Source organism: Micromonospora sp. C95, from assembly GCF_018070465.1.
Taxonomy (GTDB): domain Bacteria; phylum Actinomycetota; class Actinomycetes; order Mycobacteriales; family Micromonosporaceae; genus Micromonospora.
On sequence record NZ_JAGPXT010000001.1, the window covers coordinates 431,344 to 446,379 of the forward strand.

The 15,036-nt window shown below is 71.5% G+C and carries 12 protein-coding genes; 9 read left to right on the forward strand and 3 right to left on the reverse strand.

Annotated features, from left to right (window positions below; translation table 11 throughout):
- Window positions 1-133 precede the first annotated feature (133 nt).
- Window positions 134-901, forward strand: a complete 768-nt coding sequence (locus KBX00_RS01995; protein ID WP_210822560.1) for an SGNH/GDSL hydrolase family protein — start codon at window positions 134-136, stop codon at window positions 899-901.
- Window positions 902-1,007: 106 nt separating this feature from the next.
- Here the strand turns inward: KBX00_RS01995 and KBX00_RS02000 are convergent, their stop codons facing one another.
- Window positions 1,008-2,264, reverse strand: coding sequence for a sialidase family protein (locus KBX00_RS02000; protein WP_210822561.1), 1,257 nt, complete (start codon window positions 2,262-2,264; stop codon window positions 1,008-1,010).
- The gene (locus KBX00_RS02005; protein WP_210822562.1) at window positions 2,257-2,772 is read right to left on the reverse strand and encodes a SigE family RNA polymerase sigma factor; all 516 of its coding nucleotides are present in this window, start codon (window positions 2,770-2,772) and stop codon (window positions 2,257-2,259) included. Before KBX00_RS02005 ends, KBX00_RS02000 begins: the two co-directional genes overlap by 8 nt.
- Window positions 2,773-2,878: 106 nt before the next feature.
- Here KBX00_RS02005 and KBX00_RS02010 point away from each other — a divergent pair, with 106 nt between their 5' ends.
- Window positions 2,879-3,769, forward strand: coding sequence for a sulfurtransferase (locus KBX00_RS02010; RefSeq protein WP_204023064.1), 891 nt, complete (start codon window positions 2,879-2,881; stop codon window positions 3,767-3,769).
- 62 nt (window positions 3,770-3,831) lie between these two features.
- On the opposite strand, the gene KBX00_RS02015 is transcribed toward KBX00_RS02010, so the two are convergent.
- Window positions 3,832-4,599, reverse strand: coding sequence for a TetR family transcriptional regulator (locus KBX00_RS02015; protein WP_210822563.1), 768 nt, complete (start codon window positions 4,597-4,599; stop codon window positions 3,832-3,834).
- Window positions 4,600-4,705: 106 nt separating this feature from the next.
- Here KBX00_RS02015 and KBX00_RS02020 point away from each other — a divergent pair, with 106 nt between their 5' ends.
- The 7 genes from KBX00_RS02020 (at window position 4,706) to KBX00_RS02050 (ending at window position 14,830) form a co-directional block, all read left to right on the forward strand.
- Window positions 4,706-5,890: an FAD-dependent oxidoreductase gene (locus KBX00_RS02020; protein WP_210822565.1), complete on the forward strand. Its 1,185-nt coding sequence runs from the start codon at window positions 4,706-4,708 to the stop codon at window positions 5,888-5,890.
- A gap of 42 nt (window positions 5,891-5,932) precedes the next feature.
- Window positions 5,933-6,559: a TetR/AcrR family transcriptional regulator gene (locus tag KBX00_RS02025; RefSeq protein WP_210822567.1), complete on the forward strand. Its 627-nt coding sequence runs from the start codon at window positions 5,933-5,935 to the stop codon at window positions 6,557-6,559.
- 199 nt (window positions 6,560-6,758) lie between these two features.
- Window positions 6,759-8,126 carry an acetyl/propionyl/methylcrotonyl-CoA carboxylase subunit alpha gene (locus tag KBX00_RS02030; RefSeq protein WP_210822569.1) on the forward strand — a complete coding sequence of 456 codons (1,368 nt, stop codon included), beginning with the start codon at window positions 6,759-6,761 and terminating at the stop codon, window positions 8,124-8,126.
- Window positions 8,127-8,309: 183 nt separating this feature from the next.
- Window positions 8,310-9,221 carry a hydroxymethylglutaryl-CoA lyase gene (locus KBX00_RS02035; protein WP_210822862.1) on the forward strand — a complete coding sequence of 304 codons (912 nt, stop codon included), beginning with the start codon at window positions 8,310-8,312 and terminating at the stop codon, window positions 9,219-9,221.
- Between the two features lie 189 nt (window positions 9,222-9,410).
- Window positions 9,411-10,943 (forward strand): acyl-CoA carboxylase subunit beta, encoded by a 1,533-nt coding sequence (locus KBX00_RS02040; protein ID WP_210822570.1) that lies wholly within the window; start codon window positions 9,411-9,413, stop codon window positions 10,941-10,943.
- Between the two features lie 78 nt (window positions 10,944-11,021).
- Entirely contained in the window at window positions 11,022-12,176 is a 1,155-nt protein-coding gene (locus KBX00_RS02045) for an acyl-CoA dehydrogenase family protein (RefSeq protein WP_210822572.1), read from the forward strand.
- A 170-nt stretch (window positions 12,177-12,346) separates the two neighbouring features.
- The gene (locus tag KBX00_RS02050) at window positions 12,347-14,830 is read left to right on the forward strand and encodes a helix-turn-helix domain-containing protein (RefSeq protein WP_210822574.1); all 2,484 of its coding nucleotides are present in this window, start codon (window positions 12,347-12,349) and stop codon (window positions 14,828-14,830) included.
- The last annotated feature ends 206 nt before the right edge of the window (window positions 14,831-15,036 follow it).

Here is a 15,036-nt window from a genome sequence, read left to right on the forward strand (position 1 = left end):
CGTGGACCCCGCTCACCTCGATGACGTCCGCCACGTTCCCCCGCACGGGGCACCGCCACGAGGGTGGCCGATGCAAAACTTCCGGTGGTAGGCAGGAGTTCCCTTCCCTACTCGCACGTCGGAGGAGTGAGCAGTGCGCTGGCGCAGTTACGTGGCGGTCGGGGACAGCTTCACCGAGGGTCTGGACGACGCATACCCGGACGGCAGCTTCCGGGGTTGGGCGGATCTGGTGGCCACCCGGCTCGCCGCCGAGGCCGGCCCCGACTTCACGTACGCCAACCTGGCCATCCGGGGGCGGACCTTCCCGAGCGTGGTCGCCGAGCAGGCACCGGCGGCGCTGGCGATGAAGCCCGACCTGATCAGTTTCGCGGCGGGCGGCAACGACGTGCTACGGCGCAGTTTCGACCCGGACACCCTGGTGACCCGCTTCGACGAGGTGGTCCGTCGGCTGCGTAGCGGTGGTGCCGACGTGCTGCTGTTCCGGTTCGCCGACGTGATGGCGCGGCTGCCCGGCCAGCGGCTCATCGCGCCCCGGGTCGCCCTGCTCAACCGTGCTGTGGGAGAGACCGCCGAGCGGCACGGCGCCATCCTGGTCGACCTGTACGCCGACGACACGTACCTGAACCCGCTGCTCTGGAGCACCGACCGGCTGCACCTGTCCCCGGCCGGGCACCGCCGCGTCGCCGGCCAGGTGCTCAACGCCCTCGGCGTCGGCTGCGACGAGGAGTGGCTGCTGGTCCCGCCGAACCCGGAGCCGACCCCCTGGCTTTCCGCCCGCACCGCCGACCTGCGCTGGGCCGGCCAACACCTGGCCCCCTGGATCAGACGCCGCCTCACCGGCCGCTCCTCCGGCGACACCCGCACCGCCAAACGCCCCACCCTCACCCCCCTAACCGACTAACCCCCACCCACCCCTCTCCTGTCGATCATGAAGTTATTGCCCTAGTTGATCTCCGGATCGGGCAATAACTTCATGATCAACGGGCGTCGGAGAGCGTCGGAGGGGGCTACTGGGTGCGGAAGCGGATCCAGGTGCGGTCGGTGGCGGAGCCGACGCCTAGGTAGATGGCGGGCGGGCTGTACAGCTTGAGGGTGCCGTCGGGCAGCGTGCGAAAGTACGGGACGTCCTTGCGGTCTGACCAGAGGCCGTCCAGTTCGGGTACGGGTGTGTAGCGGCCGTCCACGACGTATCCACCTCCACCTTTCGTCCTGGTCAGCCAGAGCAGCCCGTCGTTGCCGGCCTCGACCGAGTACGTGTCGCCGGGCAGTCGGGCACCCTTGCGCCAGGTGTCGCCCACCAGCCGCCACGTGCGAGTGGGGTTCGGTACCGCGTCTTCGGACTGGGAGTCGACCAGCCACACGTCCGCGCCGTCCGGAGAGACCAGCAGGCTGGCGGCTCCGGTCACCGGCGGCAGTTCCCGCCAGGTCTTCGCCCCGTCGCCGCTGACCACGACGGTCAGCTTCTTCCCTTCCCGCACACCTACCCACAGGCGGCCGTCACCGCCCTCGACGAGTTGATAATTCTTGGCAAGGACCACCGGTGGTTGGCTGACGCCGCCACCCCCGGTGACTCGGGTGAGCTGCTGGCGGGGGCAGGCAGGTGGTTGCAGACCGTTGCCGCCAGGGCAGTGGATCAGGAACCCACCACTGGTCGCCACGAAGAGCAGGGCTGCCGTGGGTGGCCCTTCACCGGGGTATTCGGTGAAGGTCGCACCGCCGTCCGTGGTGACGAAGTACCGATTGCCGTCCCTCATGACGAGGCGGTGGGCGTCCAGCGGAAGTAGCTCCAGGTAATCGAAGGATCCAGGCCCGGCGACCGACGGCGGCACCGTGACTTCCCGCCAGGTCGCGCCGCCGTCCGTGGTCCGGATGACGGCCCGCTCGCAGTCTCCGGTCAGGTCCCGGCCGAAGCAGGTGTCGCTGTAGGACCATCCGTGTCGGGCGTCGACGAATCGTGGCTGAACGTGAGCAGCGGTTGCGCCGGGGGCGCCGACGCGCCGGTCGATCAGGGTTCCGTCCGGCACGAGCGTCGTCGACGGACTCGGCATGGGATTGGGCGGAGGCGGCATGGCGTCCGCACCACTCAACACGTACGCCCCGACGGGACCCGCCACGAGAAGTGCGACCCAACCGGCCAGCAGGTGTCGCCAACCCCGACGACGGCGTACCCGGTGCTGGACATCGGCTACGCCCGGCGGGCGGAAGGTCGGAGCGGCGGTCGCCTCGAACTCGGCGAACAGCTTGTCCAGGTTGATCTCACGCACGGCCGGCCTCCTGCCGCTCGGTGAGGTGCCGGGCAAGGGTGGTACGGGCCCGCGACAGCCAGGACTTGACCGTCCCCTCCGGTACGCCGAGCTGGTCGGCGATCTCCGCGACGGTGAGCTGGGCCAGGTGGTGCAGCACGATCGCCCGGCGTTGGGCGGCGGGCAGGATGGTGAGTGCGTCCAGCAGCACCACCCGGTCCGGGTTCGGACCCGGTACGTGCTCCTCCCGCTGCCGGGCCAGATGGCGGACGGCGGTACGGATCCGACGCAGTCGACTGGTGGCCAGGTTCCAGGCCACCCGGCGGACGAACGCCGACGGATCGTCGTACGCGCTGATCCGGTCCCAGCGTTCCAGCGCTCGGCAGAACGCCTCCTGGGTGAGGTCCTGCGCCTCGGCGTGATCACCGAGGTAGGCGTAGAGCTGCACCGCGACCCGCTGGAAGTGGGCCTGATAGAACTCGCTGAAACCCACCGGCGGTGGGTCGGCCCCTGGTGGCGCTCCGGTCATGGCGGTCCTCGTGGTCGGCGGCAGTCAGGAGTGTCACGCCTGGCGGAGCAGATCCGCTGCACCCGAATTCCGATGGCCGACCGCGGCCCGGCGTACTTTGGGGAACATGTCTGTGCCGAACGATCCCGATCCCCGACTTCAGTCGTACGCGGACCCGCAGCGACTGGTCACCACCGACTGGCTGGCCGAGCATCTGGGCGACGACGGTCTCGTGGTCGTCGAGTCCGACGAGGACGTACTGCTCTATGACAGCGGCCACATCCCAGGTGCCGTCAAGGTCGACTGGCATCTGGAGCTGAACGACCAGGTGACCCGGGACTACCTGGACGCCGAACGGTTCGCCGAACTCTGTGCCGCCAAGGGCATCGGCCGTGACGACACGGTCGTGTTCTACGGCGACAACTTCAACTGGTGGGCCGCGTACGCCCTCTGGGTCTTCACTCTCTTCGGTCACCAGGACGTGCGGCTGCTCGACGGCGGCCGGCAGAAGTGGATCGCCGAGGGGCGGGAGCTGACCCGCGACAAGCCGACCCGGCCCCGGGCCGACTATCCGGTGCCGCAGCGCGACGACGCGCCGGTGCGGGCCTTCCGCGAGGAGGTGTCGGCGCACGTCGACGCCGGCCGGCCGCTTGTCGACGTGCGGTCGCCGGGCGAGTACACCGGCGAGATGCTGCACATGCCGGACTATCCGCAGGAGGGCGCGCTGCGCGGCGGGCACATCCCAGGCGCGGTGAGCAAGCCGTGGAAGTCCGCCGCCAACGACGACGGCACCTTCAAGTCGGCCGACGAGCTACGCGCCATCTACGCCGACCAGCTCGGCCTGAGTGCCGACGACGACGTGATCGCCTACTGCCGCATCGGCGAACGCTCCAGCCACACCTGGTTCGTCCTGCGACACCTGCTCGGCTACCCGAAGGTCCGCAACTACGACGGCTCCTGGACCGAGTGGGGCAACCTAGTCCGCGCCCCCGTAGTAAAGGGCCCCAACCCGAGGTGACGCCATGTTGACCATGAGGTTAGCGGCAGAAACAAAGATCAACCATGCCGCTAACCTCATGATCAACGCAGTGGGGGGCGGTGCGGGTCGGGGTCGTTCAGGTAGCGCTGGATGGTGGGGGCGAGCCAGGTGATCAGGTCGGCAGGGGAGATGTCGACCATCGGGGGTAGGCGCAGGACGTAGCGGGTCAGGGCGACGCCGAGCAGTTGACTGGCGACCAGGCCGGCGCGCCGGGGGGCCTCGGCGGGGTCGGCGACCACCCGGCCGACCGCCACGCCGAGCTGGGTGGTGAAGATGGCGCGTACCCGCTCCGCCCCGCTCGGGTTGGTGCTCGCCGTGCGCAGCAGCGCCGGCAGAGTGGCATCGCCCTCCCACCGGGTGAAGAAGTAGCTGACCAGTTCCGTGCCGAGGCGGTCGGCCGGTACGCCGCTGAGGTCGGGCAGTCGTAGGTCGAACTCGGCCGCCGTGGCGAACAGGTTCTCCTTGCTGCCGTAGTACCGCATCACCATCGACGGGTCGATCCGGGCGTCCGCAGCGATGGCCCGGATCGTCGCGCGGTCGTACCCGTCGGCGGCGAATCGTTCCCGCGCGGCCCGCAGGATGGCCGCCCGGGTCGCCGCCGCGCTGCGCCGCCCGCCAGCCGCCGAAGATCCAGCGCCGGGTCGCCCGCCATCCGCCGAAGATCCAGCGTTGGGTCGTTCGCCGCCCGCCGACGATCCGGCGTTGGGTCGCTCGCCGCCAGCCGTCGTCGGTCCGGGGGCGCGGCGCCCGCCGTCGGCCGTCGGCTCCGCGAGCGGTTGCCGAGCCTGTTCCGGTACGCCCTCCGTCATGTGACCGACGGTATGCCAACGACTGTTGACTTGCTAATCCAGGGCCACCTACTGTTGCCAACAAGCGTTGGCCAACAAGCGTTGGCAATCCGTCGAGGAGGTCGTCATGCTGCCCCAACGAACGGACGTCCTGGTCGTCGGCGCGGGCCCGACCGGGCTCACCGCCGCACTCACCCTGGCTCGGCGAGGGGTCGAGGTGACCGTGGTCGACAAGCGGGAAGCGCCGGCGGTAACCTCGCGGGCCGCGGTGGTGCACGCGTACACCCTGGAGGTGCTCGACCGGATCGGGGCCGGCGAGACGCTTGCGGCCCGGGGGCTGCGGTCGGCCCGATTCAGTGTCCGCGACCGGGACCGGGTGCTGGTCACCGTGCCGTTCGGCGGGCTGCCCAGCCGCCACCGGTACGCGCTGATGGTCTCCCAGTCGGTGACCGAGGAGGTGCTCACCGATCGGCTGGCCGAGGCCGGCGTACGGGTGCTGCGGCCGTACCGGCTCACCGGCCTGCACCGCGACGGCGACGGCTCGGTGGCCGACCTCGACGGCACGAGCGTGCGCGCACGGTGGGTGGTCGGCGCCGACGGTATCAACAGCACCGTCCGCGAGCTGGCCGGCATCACCTTCACCGGGCCGTCCGGTTCAGAGGAGTCGTTCGTGCTGGCCGACGTACGCGTCGACAGCGGCCTGCCCCGCGACGGCGCGTCGATCTTCCTCGCCCGGGGCGGGCCGCTGGTCTGGGCACCACTGCCCGACGGCCGGGTACGCCTCGTCGCCACCGTCACCGATCCGCCGGCCGAGCCGGACGCGGCCTATCTGCAACGCCTGCTCGACGAGCGTGGCCCCCGGCAACGGCCGGACCAGGTGCGCGAGGTGCTCTGGTCCTCGCGCTTCCGACTGCACCGACGGGTCGCCGGGACGTTCCGCTCCGGGCCGGTGCTGCTGGCCGGCGACGCCGGACACGTGCACAGCCCGGCCGGCGGGCAGGGCATGAACCTCGGCATCAGTGATGCGGTCGACCTCGGCGAGACCCTGGCGGACGTGCTGGCCGGGGCCGACGAGACCCGGCTCGACCAGTACGCGGCCCGACGCCGCCCGCTCGCGCACGAGGTGGCCAGCTTCGCCGACCGGCTGACCCGGCTGGCCACCGTGCCGCCGGCCGGCCGGCCGGCCCGGGATCTGCTGCTCCGGCTGGTCTCGGTGCTGCCGCCGGTCCGGCACCGGATCGCGCTGCGGCTCTCCGGCCTCGACCAACGCCCGACGTCAGGCACCGTTCCCGGCAGTCGGACCGACGGGTAACCACGGCTCCACGCTGTCGACGGTCGGGTCTACGCTGGCCCGGTGACGGTGGAGCAGCAGGCCCGGGGCGCGTCCGGCGGGGCCACGGGGGCGGGACGACGCCGATCCCGCAAGGACGAGATTCTTGAGATCGCCGTGGGTCTCTTCGCCTCCCGGGGCTACCACGGTGTGTCGATGGACGACATCGGCGCGGCTGCCGGGGTGACCGGCCCGGCGCTCTACCACCACTTCGCCGGCAAGGAAGCGATGCTCGTCGCCGCGCTGACGCCGGTGAGTGAGGGACTGCTCGACGGCGGGCGGCAGCGCTGCGCCGCCCATCCCGGCGACCCGCGTGCCGCGCTGGAGTCGCTCATCGACTTCCACGTCGACTTCGCGCTCGCCAATCCGGCCGTCATCGCGCTGCACCTGCACGAACTGGACCGACTGCCGGAGGAGCCCAGGCGGCGCATCCGCCGCCTTCAGCGGCTCTACGTCGAGGAGTGGGTCACCGTGCTGACCGCCCTGCACCCGGGGCTGCCCGACGGCGAGGCGCGGGTGCTGGCACACGCCGCCTTCGGCCTGATGAACTCCACCCCGTTCCTCGGCGGTGAGGTCGACCACCGGCGGCGGGCCGAGCTGCTGCGCGCCGCCACGCTGGCCGCGCTGCTCGCCCCCACCGAGCCCGCCTGACCGTCGCCGCCCGGCTCACGCCGGCCCGACCGCTCTCCGGCACCTGTGTCGGGCCTGCCGCTGCCACGAAGCCACCGATCGGGGCCGCCACCGCGGAGGGTCTGCACTGCACCCCGGCGTCGGCAGGGGGTCTTTCTCGCCTCCGGTGTGACGTGATTGGCTAGCCCGCGTCCCACCCAATGGAACGCGCGGAGGAAACATGATCGAGTCGCTGCTGGTCGCCAACCGGGGTGAGATCGCCCGCCGGATCATCCGCACCGCCCGGCGGCTCGGGGTACGCGCGATCGCGGTGCACTCGGAAGCCGACGCCGACCTGCCCTTCGTCGCCGAGGCCGACGAGGCCGTCTGCGTTGGGCCGGCCAACCCGGCACAGAGCTACCGCAACACCGAGGCGATCATCGCCGCTGCCCGGTCGACCGACGCGCAGGCGATCCACCCCGGTTACGGCTTCCTGTCGGAGAACGCCGACTTCGCCCGTACCGTCGAGGCCAGCGGGCTGATCTGGGTCGGGCCCGGCGCGGACGCGATAAGCGCGATGGGCGACAAGATCAATGCGCGGAATCTGATGGCGGCGGCCGGCGTGCCGGTGGCGGCCGGAACCACCGAGCCGTCGGCCGACCTCGCGGCGGCGGTCGCGGCGGCGGCGGAGATCGGCTACCCGGTGATGGTGAAGGCCGCCGCCGGTGGTGGCGGCATGGGCATGGGCGTCGCGGTCGACGAGGCCGCGCTGCGCACCGAGTACGACAAGGTGCGCGCCTTCGCCGAGCGGATGTTCGGCGACGGCTCGGTGCTGCTGGAGCGGTACTTCCCCCGGGTGCGGCACGTCGAGGTGCAGATCCTCGGCCTGGCCGACGGCCGGGTGCTGGCGCTGGGCGAGCGGGAGTGCTCGGTGCAGCGGCGCAACCAGAAGCTGGTGGAGGAGTCGCCCTCCCCGGCGGTGACGCCGGAACTACGCACCCGCCTGCTCGCCGCCGCGGTGCGGGCGGGCGAGGCGGTTGGCTACCGCAACGCGGGCACGGTCGAGTGCCTGTTGGTTCCGCGTCAGCGGGACGTCGAGGGGGATGGCTCCGGCGCTGACGAATTCTTCTTCCTGGAGATGAACACCCGGCTTCAGGTGGAGCATCCGGTGACCGAGCTGGTGCACGGCATCGACCTGGTGGAGGAGCAACTGCGGGTGGCCGCCGGTCTGCCGCCGACCTTCGACCCAGACGCGCTGACCGTGCGCGGGCACGCCATCGAGCTGCGGGTCAACGCCGAGGACCCGAAGCGGTTCCTGCCCGGCCCCGGCACGATCAGGACCTGGGTGGAGCCGACCGGTGAGGGCGTACGTGTCGACTCCGGCTACGCCGAGGGCAACACCGTCACCCCGTTCTACGACAGCCTGATGGCGAAGCTCATCGTGCACGGCGAGGACCGGACCGAGGCCCTCGCCCGCGCCCGCGCGGCGGTAGCCGCCTTCGACCTCTCCGGCCCCAAGCACAACCTCCCCTTCTTCACCGACCTCCTGGAGAACCAGGAATTCCTCTCCGGCGACTACGACACCGGAATCGTCTCCCGCCTCCGCTGACCGTCCCCTCCACCCACCCCCCGGCAGGTTGATCATGAAGTTGTTGTGCCTCGCCCGGCGTGTCGTGGACAACAACTTCATGATCGCCGGGGGAAAGGGGTGGGGATGAGGTGGGGTGGGGCGTGACATGCTGGGGGTGGTTGGGGGCGGGGTGTGTTACAGCGAGGTGGCTGGGTGGCGGAGATGCCGGAGTACGTGTCCATTCGTGAGGTCGGGCCGCGCGACGGGTTGCAGAACGAGGCGCCGATCCCGACCGACGCCAAGGTGCGGCTGCTCGACGCGCTCTCCCGCACGGGGGTACGACGGATCGAGGCGGTGTCGTTCGTGCATCCCCGGGCGATCCCGCAGATGGCCGACGCGGACGAGGTGTGGCGACGGGCGCAGCGGGTCGACGGGGTGCGCTACTCGGCACTCGTGCCGAACACGCGCGGCGCGCAGCGTGCCCTGGCCGCCGGCTTCACCGAGATCGAGGTGGTCGTCTCGGCCAGCGACACGCACAACCGGCGCAACGTCAACCGGTCCACCGACGAGTCCCTCGACGACATCGCCGAGTTGATCGACCTGCTGCACGGCGCCGGTGCCCGCGCCGAAGTGATCGTCGCGACCAGCTTCGGCTGCCCGTACGAGGGAGACACCGACCCGGCGCGGGTGGCCGCCATCGTGGACCGGGTGGTTCGCGACGGCGCCGACCGCGTCGCGTTCGGCGACACCACCGGCATGGGTACGCCCCGACGGGTCCGTGACCTGCTCACCGCCGTACGCGACCGCAACGCCGACGTGCCGCTGCTGCTGCACTTCCACAACACCCGGGGCACCGCGCTGGCCAACCTGCTGACCGCCCTGGAACTCGGGGTCACCGAGTTCGACGCCAGCGTCGGCGGACTGGGCGGCTGCCCGTACGCGCCCGGGGCCAGTGGCAACCTGGCTACCGAGGAGGCGGTGCACATGCTGCACGACATGGGCATCGACACCGGCATCGACCTGGACGCCCTCATCGAGGTCGCCGAGCTGGCCGAGTACCTGACCGCCCGCACCCTCCCCTCCGCCATCCTCCGCGCCGGCCCCCGCACCCGCCTAACTCCACTGCCCACCTGACCGCCCCACCCCCACCACCCCGGCCACGCGATCTTGCACTTTCGGTCGGGGTAGATCCATTGTTGTCCGACATTTCGGCGACCGAAAGTGCAAGATCGCGTGGGGCTGGGGAGGGTGGTGGGTGGTGCGGGGGTGGGTGAGGGTGGGGTAGCCTAACGATCGTTCAGGTTGCGTGGGTTGGGGGCCGTGGTGACGGGTGACGGTGAGGTGCTGGAGCAGCTGCGCAAGCGGGTCCGGGCCGGCGGCGCGGAGAAGTACCACGCGGCGAACGCGGCCAAGGGCAAGCTGTTCGCGCGGGAGCGGGTCGCGCTGCTGGTCGACGAGGGCTCCTTCGTCGAGGACGGGCTCTACGCCAACGCCCTCGCCGAGGGGCTGCCGGCGGACGGCGTGGTCACCGGCACCGCCACCGTCGACGGTCGTCAGGTCTGCCTGATGGCCAACGACTCCACCGTCAAGGCCGGCAGCTGGGGCGCCCGCACCGTCGAGAAGATCATCCGGATCATCGAGCGGGCGTACGACACCGGCGTCCCGATGGTCTACCTGGTCGACTCGGCGGGTGCCCGGATCACCGACCAGGTCGAGCTGTTCCCCGGGCGGCGCGGCGCCGGGAAGATCTTCTGGAACCAGGTCCGCGCCTCCGGCTCGATCCCCCAGGTCTGCGCGCTGTTCGGGCCGAGCGCGGCCGGCGGGGCGTACATTCCGGCGTTCTGCGACGTGGTCGCCATGGTCGAGGGCAACGCCAGCATGTACCTCGGCTCGGACCGGATGGTCGAGATGGTCACCGGTGAGAAGACCACCCTCGAAGCGATGGGCGGAGCGCGGGTGCACTGCGCCGAGTCCGGCGTCGGGCACTTCCTCTGCAAGTCCGAGGCGGAGGCGCTCGACGTGGTGAAGCGCTACCTGTCGTACCTGCCGCCGAACTGGACGCAGCAGCCGCCCGCCGCTCCCGCCGTCGAGGCACCGGCAAAGGCCGACCTCGCCGCGCTGGTGCCGGCGAGCGAGCGGCAGGCCTTCGACATGCGGCGGTACGTCAAGGGCCTGCTCGACGAGGAGAGCTTCTTCGAGATCCAGGCCCTCTGGGCCAAGGAGTTGACCATCGGGTTCGGTCGGCTGAACGGCGAGGTCGTCGGCGTGGTCGGCAACAACTCGATGTTCAAGGGCGGGGTGCTCTTCGTCGACTCGGCCGACAAGGCGACCCGGTTCGTGCAGCTCTGCGACGCGTTCAACGTGCCGCTGCTGTTCCTGAGCGACGTGCCCGGCTTCATGGTCGGCAGCGCCGTGGAGAAGCAGGGCATCATCCGGCACGGCGCGAAGATGATCACTGCGATCTCCGAGGCGACCGTGCCGAAGATCTGCGTGGTGGTGCGCAAGGCGTACGGCGCCGGCCTCTACGCCATGGCCGGTCCGGGCTTCGAACCGGATGCCACCATCGCCCTGCCCACGGCGAAGATCGCGGTGATGGGTGCGGAGGCCGCGGTGAACGCCGTCTACGCCAACAAGATCGCCGCCATCGAGGACGAAACCGAGCGGGCCGCGTTCGTCGCCGCGAAGCGCGAGGAGTACGAGCGGGACATCGACGTCGTAAGGCTCGCCAGCGAGCTGGTGGTCGACGCCATCGTCGAGCCGCAGGAACTGCGCGCGGAACTGGTACGCCGGTTCGCCGCCTCCCGAAGCAAGCAGCGGCACTTCTCCCGACGGCGGCACGGCGTCACCCCGGTCTGAGTCGTCCGTCCGGCACCAGCACGTTCCCGTCCCGGCCTCACGAGCGCCCGGCGGGCCGTCCACACAGGAGGAAACCCGATGGACTTCCGGCTCTCCGAGGAGCATCAGGCGCTGCGGGACAGCGTGCGGGACTTCGCCCGCGAGGTGGTCGCGCCGGTCATCGCCGAGCACTACGAGCAGCACACCTTCCCGTACGAGATCATCCGCCAGATGGGCAAGATGGGCCTGTTCGGCCTGCCCTTCGCCGAGGAGCACGGCGGCATGGGCGGCGACTACTTCGCCCTCTGCCTGGCCCTGGAGGAGCTTGCCCGGGTCGACTCCAGCGTGGCGATCACCCTGGAGGCGGCGGTCTCGCTGGGCGCGATGCCGATCTACCGGTTCGGCACCGACGAGCAGAAGGCGCGGTGGCTGCCCCGGTTGCTCAGCGGCGAGGCGCTGGCCGGGTTCGGGCTGACCGAGCCGGGCTTCGGCTCGGACGCGGGGGGCACCGAGACCCGGGCGGTGCTGGACGAGGCGACCGGCGAATGGGTCATCAACGGCTCGAAGGCGTTCATCACCAACTCCGGCACCGACATCACCGCCCTGGTCACCGTCACCGCCGTCACCGGCACCGGGCCGGACGGCACGAAGGAGTTGTCCTCCATCATCGTGCCCAGCGGCACCCCCGGCTTCACCGTCGCGCCCGGCTACTCCAAGGTCGGCTGGACCGCCTCGGACACCCACGAGCTGACCTTCGACGACTGCCGGGTGCCGGCGGAGAACCTGCTCGGCGAGCGTGGTCGCGGCTTCGCCCAGTTCCTGCGCATCCTCGACGAGGGTCGGATCGCCATCGCCGCGCTGGCCGTCGGCCTCGCCCAGGGCTGCGTCGATGAGTCGATCAAGTACGCGAAGCAGCGGCACGCCTTCGGCCAGCCGATCGGCAACTACCAGGCGATCCAGTTCAAGATCGCTGACATGGAGGCGAAGGCGTACACCGCCCGGCTCGCGTACTACGACGCCGCCGCCCGCATGCTGGCCGGCGAGCCGTTCAAGCGGCAGGCGGCGATCGCCAAGCTGCACGCGAGCACGATCGCGGTGGACAACGCCCGCGAGGCGACCCAGATCCACGGTGGATACGGCTTCATGAACGAGTACCCGGTGGCCCGGTTCTGGCGGGACTCCAAAATCCTGGAGATCGGCGAGGGCACCTCCGAGGTGCAGCGCATGATCATCGCTCGCGACCTGGGTATGTGAGCGAGCCCGGTCGGTAGCCGGCTCCGGCCGGGGTGCGCCCCGGAGGGTGCTACCGAAAGCATCGACGGCCGTCCGTTCCCGACCGGTCGTTGTCGGCTTTCGGCACGGCATCGTCGGGTGGCCGACGATCCTGTGTCCGATGTCGGGCCTGGCCCGTATTGTCCGTGCCCATGGCTCCCGGTCATGATCGTCGATCCGGCCCGCCGCACGCCGGTCTTCCGGAGCTGCTGCGGGCGCATCGGCTGGCTGCCGGCGCCACCCAGGCTGAGCTGGCCGCCCGTGCCGGCGTCGGGGTGCGGACGGTGCGTGATCTGGAACGCGGCCGGTCCACCCGGCCACAGCGCACCACGGTGGAACTGCTCGCCGGGGCGCTCGGACTGACCGGTCCCACCCGCGCGGCCTTCCTGGCCGCCGCCCGAGGCACCGGGCCGACGACCGCCCGGTCCGGGGCCGGTACCCCGCTGGGGCTGCCGCCACCACCGGAACTGATCGGCCGTGAGCATGACGTCACCGAGCTGGCCGCGTTGCTGAATGATCCGCGCGGTCCCCGAGTGGTGAGCCTGGTGGGGTTGGCCGGCGTCGGCAAGACGGCACTGGCGTTGGCGGCGGTCCATGCCGCTGCGCCCACCCACCCTGGCGGCGTCGCCGGTGTCCTGATCGGTGCCGGGTCGGACGCGGCCGACGTGCACGCCGCGGTGATGACGGTCTTCGGCGTCGCCCGGGACGCCGAGTTGGCCGCCCGGCTCGGCGACCGTCGGGCGCTGCTGCTGGTGGATGCCGTGGAACGGGCACCCGACCCGGTGGCCGGTACTCTGCGGCGGCTCGTCGGTGTGGTGCCGTCGCTGCGGGTGGTGGTCACCGGTCGGCATCCGGTCGGCCTGCCGGGTGAGTGGGTGCGTCCCGTGTCGCCGTTGGAGGTGCCGTCACCGGGCGACACCGATCCGGCCACCCTCGCCGGCTATCCGGCGGTGACCCTGTTCACCTCGCGGCTGGCCCAGGTCCGGCGGGAACCGCCGGACGACGCCGAGCTACCGGCGCTGGCCGCCCTGGTCCGACGGCTGGGTGGGCTGCCGCTGGCGATCGAACTGATGGCGGCGCGCGGGCGGTTGCTCGACCTCACCGAACTGCTCGACCGGTATGGCGACCGGGTGCTGGATCTGGACACCTCGGCCGCCGCCCACAGCGGTTGGGAGCCGCGGCCCCGGGGCGACGACGCTCGTACCTCGGTGGTGGAGACCCTGCGCGACGCGGTGGCCACCAGCTACCGCCTGCTCGCCGTCGAGGACCAGGCGGCGCTGCGCCAGCTCGCTGCCTTCGGTAACCGGTGGTCGGTGGAGTTGGCCGAGGAGATGCTCGCCGGCACCGGCGTCGATCCGGTGCCGCTGTTGAACCGCTTCCTCGATCTCGGTCTGCTGAGCGTACGGGGTGGCGGAGCGTATCGGTTCCGGCTCGTCGACGCCGTCCGTGACTACGCCGTCGAGCAGGCGTCCGGCACCGGCGAGTCGACGGTGATCCGACGTCGCCACGCGCGGGTGGTGACCCGGCTGGTGGAGCGGACCGCCCCGGGGTTGACCGGCGCCGGTGCCAGTGCCGCCGCGCACCGTCTCGACGAGGTCACCGGCGACATCAGCTCGGCCCTGGCGTACGCGGCGGTCGACGACCCGTTGACCGCGTTACGCCTCGCGGTGAGCCTGCCCCGCTGGTGGCGGTCACGCGGCCGGGACGTGGTCGGTCGGCAGTGGCTGCTGCGCCTGCTGGCCGACCCGCGTACCGCCGACGCCGATCCGGCCCTGCGCGCGTGGGCCTCGGTGGGTGTGGCGATGCTCGCCGGTGAGCACGGTGCGGCCGCGACGGAGCTGCCGACTGCCCGCGCGGCGTTGGCGGAGTTTCGTCGGCTCGCTGACGTGCCGGGTGAGTTGGCGGCGCGCACGGTGCTCGGCGTCCTGCTGGCCGCGACCGGACGGCCGGACCAGGCGCGGGAGCAGGCGGAGGCGGTACTGGCCCTGGCCACCGAGCACGGCATGACCCGCCAGATGGCCGTCGCGCAGCATCAGCTGGCGTGGCACGAGATGAGACTCGGTGACCTGGCCACGGCACGTCGTCGGCTGGCCGTGGTGGACCGGCTCGGTGGGCAGTGCGCGGAGCAGCGGCTGCGGTTGCTGGCCCGGGGCACCGTCGCGGAGGTGTTCCGCCTGGAGGGCCGGTACGCCGACGCGGTCGACGAGGCTCGCCGGGTGTTGGCCGCGTTCAGCGATCTGGGCACCCCGCGCGGTCGGCGCCAGGTGCTGGGGACGCTGGGTCTGGCGCTCGCCCAGGACGGTCGCGCGGCCGAGGCCGCCGAGGTGCTGGCCGAGTTGCGTCCACTCGATGGCATCGGGGCGCTGATCGAGGGTCACCTGGCGCTGCATCGTGGCGACCGGGAGGTCGCGGCGGAGTGGTTCGCGGCCGCGACGGAGCCGGACGAGACCGGACGGGACAGACGCACGGTGGTGGAGGCTCTGGTGGGCTTGGCGGCGAGCACCTCCGACGCGGGTGTGCTCGATCGGCTGGAGGTGGCCTGCCAGGAGGCTGGTGTCCGGCTGCTCAACCACGAGGAGGAACTGCTCTACGTGCTGTCGGTGGCCCGGAACGGCCCGACGGCGGACGGGCGGTGAGGGACCACCGACGGACCATCGGTGGCGGGGACGGGGACGGCGCGGGCGAGGAAGCCCCCTGTTGCCACCCCTCGCTCATCGCCCGCGCCGGTGCCCCCCGCTGCCCCCGCCGCTGCGAGACTAGCGAGGCGTAGCCGGCCCGTCTGTCGGGTTTGATGAGCTATCGCCCATTGACCCCGTGGTTCTGCCGGTCTTTCTGCCGGTGA

What these genes read in the sequence shown, in the direction of transcription:
- KBX00_RS02005 (WP_210822562.1), bottom strand. Translation starts at nt 2,772, where the DNA reads ATGACCGGAGCGCCACCAGGGGCCGACCCACCGCCGGTGGGTTTCAGC.
- KBX00_RS02010 (WP_204023064.1), top strand. Translation starts at nt 2,879, where the DNA reads ATGTCTGTGCCGAACGATCCCGATCCCCGACTTCAGTCGTACGCGGAC.
- KBX00_RS02015 (WP_210822563.1), bottom strand. Translation starts at nt 4,599, where the DNA reads ATGACGGAGGGCGTACCGGAACAGGCTCGGCAACCGCTCGCGGAGCCG.
- KBX00_RS02020 (WP_210822565.1), top strand. Translation starts at nt 4,706, where the DNA reads ATGCTGCCCCAACGAACGGACGTCCTGGTCGTCGGCGCGGGCCCGACC.
- KBX00_RS02030 (WP_210822569.1), top strand. Translation starts at nt 6,759, where the DNA reads ATGATCGAGTCGCTGCTGGTCGCCAACCGGGGTGAGATCGCCCGCCGG.
- KBX00_RS02035 (WP_210822862.1), top strand. Translation starts at nt 8,310, where the DNA reads ATGCCGGAGTACGTGTCCATTCGTGAGGTCGGGCCGCGCGACGGGTTG.
- KBX00_RS02045 (WP_210822572.1), top strand. Translation starts at nt 11,022, where the DNA reads ATGGACTTCCGGCTCTCCGAGGAGCATCAGGCGCTGCGGGACAGCGTG.
- KBX00_RS02050 (WP_210822574.1), top strand. Translation starts at nt 12,347, where the DNA reads ATGGCTCCCGGTCATGATCGTCGATCCGGCCCGCCGCACGCCGGTCTT.